Here is a 9,992-nt window from a genome sequence, read left to right on the forward strand (position 1 = left end):
ACCGAGCGGCAGATGTTCCAAGAGATTTCTGATACTCTGACAGTTATGGCAAGTGAGGTGAAGGACTAGTGTTTCGATTAGCAGCAAAATTGGCGGTATCCAATCTGATTAAGAACCGCCGTCTCTATTATCCGTTTGCACTGGCTACCTGTGTGGCTGTAGCCATTTCTTATATTTTCAACTCCTTGGCTTTTAACCCCAATCTATCTAAAATGACAGGTGCCAGCTCTGTTGTCCTTGTTTTGGTCCTAGGGGTTGTTATTGTGAACATCACAGCTGGAATTATTGTCTTTTATGCCAATCAATTTGTTATGAAGAATCGCTCCAAGGAACTGGGGCTTTATGGTATGCTAGGTCTCAATAAACGCCATCTCTTTGTTATGACCTTTATTGAGCTTCTGATTTTCGGGCTAGTGGCTGTAAGCTTGGGGCTGACTATTGGTGTTCTCTTTGACCAGCTGATTTATGCTTTTTTGCTCAAGCTCATGGGGACCAAGGTGGTGCTGGTTTCGACATTCCAGCTACCGGTCTTGATTCTTGTTTTTATTTTCTATGGCTTTATTTTTGCAGGCTTGGTCTTTGTTAATGGTTGGCGAATTCTGCGTTTTGATTCTCTGAAGATGGCTAAGGAAAAGGCTAGCGGAGAGAAGAAGAGCCGGTTTTTACTGACACAGACCTTTATTGGTCTGGCAGCTCTGCTCTACGGCTACTATCTGGCCCAGACCGTGCGGAATCCTATGGAAGCAATCTTCATCTTTTTTGGAGCAGTCCTCTTGGTCATTTTAGGAACCTACCTGCTCTTTAACGCTGGTATTACAGTCTTTCTGCAGCTTCTGCAAAAGAACAAAAGGTATTACTACCAGCCAAATAATATGATTTCCGTCTCAAATCTTATTTATCGGATGAAGAAAAATGCAGTGGGGCTGGCTACTATTTCCATCCTATCGACAATGGTTCTAGTGACCTTTTCTGCCGGTATGAACATCTATTCTGGCGCGGAATATATGCAAAAACTTATGTTTCCGCATGATTTCTCTATCAATGGCGGTGTGAATGCAAAAAAAGAACAGCTGGATCAGGTCTTGACAGAGTTTGTAGCAGAGAATCAGCTGAAGGTCAAGCAACAGGAGACCTATCAGTTTTATTCAATGGGGGTCAAGAAAAAAGAGGGTAACAGCCTAGATATTTATCCTAAGGGACAATGGACTGTGTCACCCAATACCTATATCTTGATGTTTTCCAGCGAGGATTACGAAAAGTTGACAGGCAAGGATCTGTCTTTGCAGGAAAATGAGGTTGCTGTCTTTAACAAGGGAGTGGATCTGGATTATAAGCAGCCTCTGCAGCTGGCTGGTCAAAACTTGACGATCAAGAAAGTCCTGTCTGAAGATTTTATCTTTCACAAGATTCCAGATGAGTATAATATCATCATTCCTAAAGGGCTGTATCTAGTAGCCAAGGATCCTAATCAACTCTTAGCTCCGCAAATGGAGCAGCAAGCTATTAATCCTGTACTCTATGGTAGTCTGGATATTGAAGCATCCGAAGATGAAAAGGCTAAGCTGGATACGATCTATCAAAAGAAAATGGCGGACTACAACCAGTCCCTGCCAGAAGGTGCCGGAGGTGTCCACGGTCAAACTGGTGTGATTGGTATACTTGAAATTAAGGGTATGCTGGGTGGTGTCTTCTTTATAGGGATTTTCCTCTCTATTGTCTTCATGATGGGAACAGTACTGGTTATCTACTACAAGCAAATTTCCGAAGGCTACGAAGATCGTGACCGCTTCATCATCCTACAGAAAGTCGGCTTAGACGAGCAACAGACTAGAAAGACCATTCGTAAACAAGTACAGACTGTCTTCTTCCTGCCCCTAATCTTTGCCTTCCTTCATTTGGCTTTTGCCTATCACATGCTCAGTCTCATTTTACAGATGTTGGGCGTGCTCAACGCAAGTTTAATGTTAGCAGTAACCTTGGGAGTCTGTGCTATTTTCTTTATCAGCTACATTATTGTCTTTGCGATTACATCGCGTAGTTATCGTAAAATCATTTCAATGTAAGAAGTTGGGTTTGCCAACTTCTATTTTTATACAGCTATTATGCTTTACAAAGTAGTGGAAGTGTGTTATACTAAGTGTAAGAAAGCTAATATGTATTGCATATTAGTTGATGTCAATTTTCACAGAGAAATTTGAAATTAGATGAAAGGAGAGAGGATGGAGCAAACGCAACTGTTAAAAGGAATCTTGGAAGGCTGTGTCTTGGAAATCATTTCGCAAAGAGAAATCTACGGTTATGAATTGATTCAAATATTAAATGAAAAAGGATTTAATATCGTAGCTGGGACAGTCTATCCCTTACTTCAGAAATTAGAGAAAAAAACCTACATTAGGAGTCGGCTCAAAGCATCACCAGAAGGACCAGATAGGAAATACTTTTCTCTGACCAAGGAAGGACGACTCTATCTGAAAATGTTCTGGCAACAGTGGGAAGGGCTGCTGACTAATGTCACAAATGTCAGAGGAGGAAAAAGCAAATGAAACAGGAAAAAAACAATATTCAGGAACTCATTCAAAAAACAAATGACTCAGTCCAGAACTTAAAACCTGAAAATAAAGCCTATTTTGATGATTTAATTGTTTATATGGCTTCGTCCTCTTTGTTTCATGACGAAGGGGCTATTCGTGAACAGTTATATCAGATGGTACTGGATTTTTCGGACGCTGAGAAGGATGGAATTACTGCTCAAGAATTTTTCGGTGAAAATCCTCAAGCAATGGCAGATGAACTAGTTAAAGACAGTCCTAGGATCAGTAGGCGACAAGTATTCGAAATCAGTTTGATGGTGGGGGCCATTTTGGTCTTCTTCCGTCTCCTAAGTAGTTTTGCCAGTAAATCTTATTTGCAAATCGCTCCGCTAGTTTACCTTAGTGATACAGTTTTAGGGCTGGTAGTTGTAAATGTGATTTTTTACTTAGTGGCTAAGACTATTTATGAAGATTGGAAAAAGTGGCAATTATGGCTGGCTAGTTCTTTAACAATCATACTGGCTGTCTTACTTAGATATGGAGCAGAAACTAGTTTGGTGGGAGTAGGTGGTTTTGTCATCTCTTGGCCATGGGATGTCATTCTTTTAGGTAGCCTAGTTAGTCTTATTTCCATCTTTCTAAGCAAAAAAGAAGCTCTATTTCGAATGATGCTTATCCCGATTGTTGCTCTTTTCCTAGTTGGATTACTTAAACGTTGGTCAGACAGAATGCAGATTACAGATCCTTTATGGACAGTGGCTCTGCCTATCGGACTAATTTGCCTATCGCTTCTTATTTTCTATTTTTATAGTTGGAAGCAAGGTCGGAAATAATTTTGCGGTTTCTAAATGCCAAAACTTGTGATATAATGAACCGTCTATATTTTTGAGGAGATGATAATGGATATTTTTCGTAAAAAAGATGTTAGCAAGTCACGAACTAGTATGAGGCGACATCTAAAAATTCCAGATCTGATTTTGCTTGGCATTGGAGCCATGGTAGGAACTGGAATTTTCACTATTACAGGGACTGGAGCGGCCAAATATGCTGGGCCAGCTCTGACTGTCTCAATCGTCATTTCAGCGCTTTGTGTGAGTATTTCGGCCCTTTTTTACGCTGAGTTTGCCTCACGGATTCCGGCCAATGGTGGAGCCTACAGTTATATTTATGCGGTTCTAGGAGAATTTCCTGCTTGGCTGGCTGGCTGGCTGACCATCATGGAGTTCATGACCGCTATCTCAGGTGTTGCCTCTGGCTGGGGATCTTATCTGAAGGGATTGCTGAGCGGCTTTGGTATCCAGCTACCGGCAGCCCTGAATGGCACCTTCAATCCAAAAGCAGGTACTTATGTGGACTTGCTGCCTATTCTGGTCTTGGCCTTTGTTACGGGAGTTGTCCTTTTGAACTCCAAGGCAGCCCTGCGCTTCAACTCAGCCTTGGTAGTCTTGAAATTCTCAGCCTTGGCACTCTTTATCATTGCAGGATTTTTCTTTATCAAGCCAGAAAATTGGTCTAACTTTGCACCTTTTGGTTTTGGAGAAATTTATGGCGGTAAGGTCGGCATCATGGCTGGGGCTTCACTCATGTTCTTTGCTTTTCTAGGCTTTGAGTCCATTTCCATGGCGGTCGATGAAATCAAGGAGCCCCAAAAGAACGTTCCGCGCGGGATTGTTTTGTCCTTGAGCATCGTGACCATTCTCTATATTTTGGTGACCTTGGTCTTGACTGGGATTGTCCACTATAGCAAGCTGGATGTCTCTGATGCGGTGGCCTTTGCCCTGCGCAGCGTCGGACTTGGCTGGGCAGCTAACTATATCTCTGTCGTCGCTATTTTGACTCTGATTACGGTCTGCATCTCCATGACCTACGCCCTGTCGCGGATGATTTACAGTATTGCGCGTGATGGTCTCTTGCCTCGCTCTTTCAAAAAATTGACAGAGACCAGTCGGGTACCAAAGAATGCAACGATTTTAGTAGGGATTGCCTCAGCTGTCTGTGCCGGTATCTTCCCCTTGGCTAGCATCGCCTCTTTCCTCAATATCTGTACCTTGGCCTATCTTATTTTATTGGCTGTGGCAGTCTTGAAATTGCGGAAAGATCAAGGAATGCCCAAAGCTGGAGAATTCAAGACACCTCTGGTGCCTCTGACGCCTATCTTGTCCATTATTATCTGCCTATCCTTTATGACTCAGTACACCAAGGAAACTTGGCAGGCCTTTGGCATTGCCCTAGCGCTGGGAAGTCTCATCTATGCCTTCTATGGCTATCGAAACTCTGAAATCGCTGTAAAAGATGAGTAGGGATAAAGTATCGATATTAAAGAGAAAGAAGAAGATAGAAAAGAATGAAAAAACTTAACCTAAGCCAAAAGAAGAAAATCTGGCTCTTTGCCTTTGCTTTGCTTGCCCTGATCTTACTAGCGATTGTGATCAATATTCAGCTGAACCAGCCTGAAGATATGCATGCTGAGTATGTCGGGCTTTGGAAGTCAAGGTGGCATGAGGAAAATAAAGACTGGCTCTATCCACTGAAAAATATCTGTCTTGTTATTCTGGCAGTTCTGGCTGGGTCTGGTTTAATGATTGCATTTTCCAAGAGTGAGAGATGGAAATAAGCATTTGTAGATTAAAATAAAATAATCTTACAAAAATGTAAAATTGACGATGATAAATGTAAGGTAGAGACATGGAAAACGTGTCTCTATTTTGCTATAATCAGCTCAGAAATCCTCACAAGAAAGGTTGTGCAATTATGAAAAAAGTCCTTTTAGGTTGCTTGGGGAAAGTACTGGTTTTGCTTGCTCTTTTAATAGGTTTTCTGGCCTACTTTGGTCCAGACTATGGAATTTTTCTTTTTCCACCAAGTCCGCATGACTACGCTCGCTCGGTTGTAAAAAAGCTTGATTTCGGTCTTTATACGGATAAAGATTGGGAAAATGAGAAGAAGAAAGCCTTGGAGAAGCTTGAATCAGCCAAGACTTATCAAGACACCTATCCTGTCTTGGAAAAATTAACCAAAGAGGCTGGCGGAAAGCATTCTTATTTTTTAAGTCCACAGGATAATCCCGAAAATAGTCCAGAAAGCAAAAACCAGCCTGAAGTGCAGAATCGGGAGGATATTCTCTATTTAAAAGTTCCTGCTTTTACTGGTGATGCACAGGCAGCGAAGGCTTATGCCAAGAAACTGTCAGCAGCTCTTAAAAAGGATGACTATCAGACGGTTCTTGTGGATTTGAGAGATAATACCGGCGGGAATATGTATCCGATGATTGCGGGCCTGTCCTCTCTTTTGCCTGATGAAGACCTCTTCCAATTCGTTGAAAAAAATGGAAGCAAGAGCGCGGTTTCGCGATTAGATGTTCTGAAGCAGCTTGGTCTGGAGCAGACTGATAAGAAAGCAAAGAAAGCGCCAATAGCCGTCCTTACCAATGGGAAGACAGGTAGCTCAGGAGAGATGACTGTTTTAGCTTTTAAGGGACTGGAAAATGTTAAAATATTTGGTCAGCCAACGGCAAGCTATACTACGGGAAATAATTATTATCAACTATATGATGGAGCGGTTTTGCTCTTGACTACTTCGAGTATCCTAGATCGCACGGACAAGCTTTATGAGAATGAGGCAATTCAGCCCGATGTCCTAACAGACCAGCCTTTAGAAGAGGCGGAGTCTTGGTTGAAGGGACAGATGAGAGAATAGTTCATTGAAAGCAGTCAAAAAGACTGCTTTTCTGCTATAATAAAGAATAGAACGAGGTGACACATGATTCGTAAAGTAAAACTAAGAGATGCCGCAGCCATTCAGCGGCTTAATGCTGAGTGCCTGGGCTATGACTTCGATAGGGAAGCGACGGAGAATCAACTGAAAAAGTTACTAGAGAATGACCAGCATTTGATTTTGGTAGCTGAAGAAGACGGTCAGGTCATAGGCTACGCTCATGCGGCTAGCTACGACTGTCTCTATTTCCCGTCCTTACTCAATCTCTTGGCTTTGGCCGTCGCTCAGGATTTTCAAGGGCAGGGACATGGCAGAGCGCTGATGCAAGCTTTGCGTGAAGAGGGAAAAGCAGCAGGCTACACAGGAATTCGGATTAATTCAGGCATTTCCCGCCCATCAGCCCATGAATTTTACCGCAGTCTTGGTTGCAGCGAAAAAGCAGACCAAAAACGCTTTTATTGGGAATTTTAGAGAAAAGGAGGAGTAGATGATGATTGAACAACTAACCCAGCAGCATGCTTTGGAAATTGCTAAGGACTGGCATTACGAGGCACCTTATGATTTTTATGACATGAAAAATGACCTGGAGGATTATGAAGAAATGGTCTCCCCAGAAGCGCGTGGAGACCATTATTATCAAGTTCTGAGAGAAGGAGAACTCTATGGATTTTTCTGCTTAGAGCAGAAAGGAGAGCGAATTTTGGAGCTTGGTTTGGGGATGAAGCCGGAGCACTGCGGAAAAGGTCAGGGTGCTACATTCTTGCAGGAAATTCTGGACTTTATCATAGAAAATTTTGCACCCCAAGTCATCAGGTTATACGTGGCTGACTTCAATCACCGAGCCCAGCAGCTTTATCTCAACATGGGCTTTGAAGTGGTGAGGCGCATTCCGCAGGAAAGCAATGGCGATATTCATCTCTTTGTGGAGATGGTGAAGAAGGTCTAATTTTAGACTTTGTTGCAAAGTAGCAGATAAACCTGTTGACAGTCAAGCAAAAGTCGTCCAATATACTTATGACTGCTGAAGACTAGCAGAGAATTTGTAAATGATTACCAATAAACAAAAGGAGAAAACTATGACATTTGAAGAAATTTTACCAGGCCTTAAGGCCAAGAAAAAATATGTGCGTACAGGCTGGGGTGGGGCAGAGAACTACGTCCAGCTCTTTGACACGATTGAGCAGAATGGGGTGGCTCTTGAGGTGACACCTTATTTCCTCATCAATGTTTCAGGTGAAGGGGAGGGGTTCTCCATGTGGAGTCCGACTCCTTGTGATGTCCTCGCGACAGATTGGGTGGAAGTAGATGACTAAGACGGTACTGGTGACGGGAGCTAGCTCTGGCATCGGCCGAGCTCAGGCTCTGACCTTTTTGGAAAATGGCTACCGGGTTTATGGGGTGGACAAGGATGAAAATCCTGGCTTTCTAAATGAGCTACGTTTTGTCAAGCTGGATTTGACGGGTGATTTGACACCGCTCTTCACTAGCTTGCCCGAGGTGGATATTCTCTGTAATACAGCAGGTATTTTGGACGATTATCGTCCCCTGCACGAGACCAGTGACGAGGACTGGGAGCAGATTTTTGCTCTTAATCTGACCGCGACTATGAAAATTACTCGCTTTTACCTGCAGAAAATGCTGGAGAAAAAGTCCGGTATCATCATTAACATGTGCTCAATTGCTAGCTTTCTGGCTGGCGGTGGCGGTGCTGCCTATACAGCCTCTAAGCATGCTCTGGCTGGCCTGACCAAGCAGATAGCCTTGGACTATGCGGATAAAAATATCCAAGTCTTTGGCTTGGCGCCAGGCGCTGTCAAGACAAACATGACTGCCGCAGATTTTGAGCCAGGCGGACTGGCAGACTGGGTTGCTGAGGAAACGCCGATCAAGCGCTGGCTGGATCCTCAAGAAGTGGCAGACTTCAGCCTCTTTCTAGCCAGTGGCAAGGCAGTTGCTATGCAGGGCGAGATTATCAAAATCGACGGTGGCTGGAGTTTGAAGTAAGTGAATGAAGGATGCGAACAATGAAAAAAGCTAAGAACCTTTTCCAATCCTGGACCAAAAATATGATAATTTACGGTTTGGATGCTGGTCTAGGGCAGTTCTTTATGAACGCGCCTGAGACATCCTGCCTTTACCAACTAGGAAATTTCATCTTTCCGGCTGGTCAGGTGGATCCGGATTTTTGGCAGGATTATAGCACAAAATACAGCTTGGCTGACAAGATCATTATCTCCGAGGAGCCCAGCTGGCAAGAGTTTTTGGATAGTCAGAGTGAGTTGGGCAAGTTTACTCGCTATGCTTTTGCGGACAGGGTTGCCTTTGACACAGAGGCTTTGGAGAAATGGCAGCGCAGGCTACCTGCAAACTACTACCTTTGTCTGATTGATAAGGAGAGTTATGAGCGTTTGGCTGAGGAAGCCTGGTCTCAGGATTTGCAGGGTGATTTTTCCGATTTTGACCATTTTCAAGCGGCGGGTGGCTTTGGCTTTTTACTCTATTCAGGAGAGGAAATCATAGCTGGCGTATCGACAGGATTGGTCTATCATGGGGCTCTTGAGATTGAAATTGCCACCAAGCCAGCCTACCAAAGACAGGGCTTGGCCAAAATTTTAGGTGCCCAGATGATTTTAGAAGCTCAAAAACGCTTACTCTTTCCTCTATGGGATGCGCACAATGAAGCCTCCAAAAAAGTCGCAGAAAGCTTGGGCTATCAGTGCCTAGGAGCTTATCCAGCTTATGAATGGAAAGGGACTTTTGACCAATGAAGAAAAAACCAAACCTATTTCTTAAAATATATCATTGAGGCTGTGAAATCAGAAGAGCTAGATGATGATTTCTGTTTGTATGCTAAGGAAAATGGAGAACTGAATTTTCAGGACAGCTACTTGCTTCCTTGTTGGTAAAGTTTTTGTCCTTTAGGGCAAAAATCATGGCTATTGTTATCATTAAAGCAAACCAAAAGGCGGGAATGAGAATAGGAGAAAGCATTTCGCGAAGGGCTGGTGCAATAGCGCTGAGTAGCCGACTAAGGAGAATTCCTGTTAAGGGAGTTGTTAGGGCAAACCAGCGCGGGTAAGCCGTTTTCTTACTCAAAACGAGGATAACAATAAATAGGAGAAGTACAGCCATAAGTACGAAATAAATAAGCAGAAAGTTATTTTTCACTATTGAAAAGCTTTCTAGTAATTTTGCAATATCGGCAGAGGGATTATGGGCATACAGCCGCGAAGTGGCGGCAAAATAGAAATAGCTGGTGTGGAGGAAAACACAGACAGTCATGAGAATCCAAGCTCCTACTATTCCTAGCCATTTTTGTCTCAGCCCGATAGAGAGGATATAGACGCCCATTCCTAAAAGCGGGAAAAGAAGTAAGGCATAGCCTGCAAAATCAACTTTCCAAGCTGCTAAATCAGGCATGTGCTGCCAAAATCCCTTTCCAAAACCGTCAGAGATAGCAATCAATATATCTGCAACATAAATCAGCCAGCTTCCTAAAATAGACCAGGGAGCCCAGCGACGGATCGTTTTTTGAGTCATAAGCGCCTCCTTTAGACTTGTGTTGCTAACATTTTACCAAAGGTTTGTTACGGAAGCAAGTCTCGAAATGCCTAGAGGCTATAAAATGGTGTCTGCTTTCTATGTAAGGGGATGAAATGATTTCAGAAAGTGTGGGAAATGTTTGATTTTTGGGCTCTTTGTCAACTGTAGTGGGTTGATGAGAAGTTATAATCTGGAGAGGACTAA

At 43.2% G+C, this 9,992-nt stretch carries 11 protein-coding genes and 2 pseudogenes; 12 read left to right on the top strand and 1 reads right to left on the bottom strand.

Going from position 1 to position 9,992, the window contains the following annotated elements:
* The 12 genes and pseudogenes from QZ169_RS11020 to QZ169_RS11075 all read left to right on the top strand — a co-directional run.
* Positions 1-69: pseudogene (locus QZ169_RS11020) on the top strand (ABC transporter ATP-binding protein); the annotation flags it as partial.
* The gene (locus QZ169_RS11025) at positions 69-2,063 is read left to right on the top strand and encodes an ABC transporter permease (RefSeq protein ID WP_295507035.1); all 1,995 of its coding nucleotides are present in this window, start codon (positions 69-71) and stop codon (positions 2,061-2,063) included. The pseudogene QZ169_RS11020 and the gene QZ169_RS11025, both read left to right, overlap by 1 nt.
* Positions 2,064-2,219: 156 nt before the next feature.
* On the top strand, positions 2,220-2,543 hold the full coding sequence (locus QZ169_RS11030) for a PadR family transcriptional regulator (protein WP_128835803.1): 324 nt from the start codon (positions 2,220-2,222) through the stop codon (positions 2,541-2,543).
* Entirely contained in the window at positions 2,540-3,364 is an 825-nt protein-coding gene (locus tag QZ169_RS11035; RefSeq protein ID WP_295507038.1) for a hypothetical protein, read from the top strand. The genes QZ169_RS11030 and QZ169_RS11035 overlap by 4 nt, the downstream gene beginning before the upstream one ends.
* Positions 3,365-3,430: 66 nt before the next feature.
* Positions 3,431-4,831: an amino acid permease gene (locus QZ169_RS11040; protein ID WP_295507040.1), complete on the top strand. Its 1,401-nt coding sequence runs from the start codon at positions 3,431-3,433 to the stop codon at positions 4,829-4,831.
* 44 nt (positions 4,832-4,875) lie between these two features.
* Complete coding sequence (locus QZ169_RS11045; RefSeq protein WP_295507042.1) at positions 4,876-5,145, top strand: hypothetical protein; 270 nt, start codon at positions 4,876-4,878, stop codon at positions 5,143-5,145.
* A gap of 71 nt (positions 5,146-5,216) precedes the next feature.
* Positions 5,217-6,227, top strand: coding sequence for a S41 family peptidase (locus QZ169_RS11050; RefSeq protein ID WP_295507044.1), 1,011 nt, complete (start codon positions 5,217-5,219; stop codon positions 6,225-6,227).
* Between the two features lie 63 nt (positions 6,228-6,290).
* Entirely contained in the window at positions 6,291-6,716 is a 426-nt protein-coding gene (locus tag QZ169_RS11055; RefSeq protein WP_295507046.1) for a GNAT family N-acetyltransferase, read from the top strand.
* 16 nt (positions 6,717-6,732) lie between these two features.
* Positions 6,733-7,191, top strand: coding sequence for a GNAT family N-acetyltransferase (locus QZ169_RS11060; RefSeq protein WP_295507048.1), 459 nt, complete (start codon positions 6,733-6,735; stop codon positions 7,189-7,191).
* Positions 7,192-7,321: 130 nt separating this feature from the next.
* Positions 7,322-7,558, top strand: a complete 237-nt coding sequence (locus tag QZ169_RS11065; protein WP_002899859.1) for a DUF2829 domain-containing protein — start codon at positions 7,322-7,324, stop codon at positions 7,556-7,558.
* Positions 7,551-8,249, top strand: coding sequence for a 3-oxoacyl-ACP reductase (locus tag QZ169_RS11070; RefSeq protein WP_295507050.1), 699 nt, complete (start codon positions 7,551-7,553; stop codon positions 8,247-8,249). Before QZ169_RS11065 ends, QZ169_RS11070 begins: the two co-directional genes overlap by 8 nt.
* Before the next feature lie 20 nt (positions 8,250-8,269).
* Positions 8,270-9,013: a GNAT family N-acetyltransferase gene (locus tag QZ169_RS11075; RefSeq protein WP_295507051.1), complete on the top strand. Its 744-nt coding sequence runs from the start codon at positions 8,270-8,272 to the stop codon at positions 9,011-9,013.
* A 190-nt stretch (positions 9,014-9,203) separates the two neighbouring features.
* On the opposite strand, the pseudogene QZ169_RS11080 reads toward QZ169_RS11075, so the two are convergent.
* A pseudogene (locus QZ169_RS11080) lies at positions 9,204-9,785 on the bottom strand (DUF6796 family protein); the annotation flags it as partial.
* Between the last annotated feature and the right edge of the window lie 207 nt (positions 9,786-9,992).

This window comes from uncultured Streptococcus sp., assembly GCF_905372115.1.
In the GTDB taxonomy this organism is placed as follows: domain Bacteria; phylum Bacillota; class Bacilli; order Lactobacillales; family Streptococcaceae; genus Streptococcus.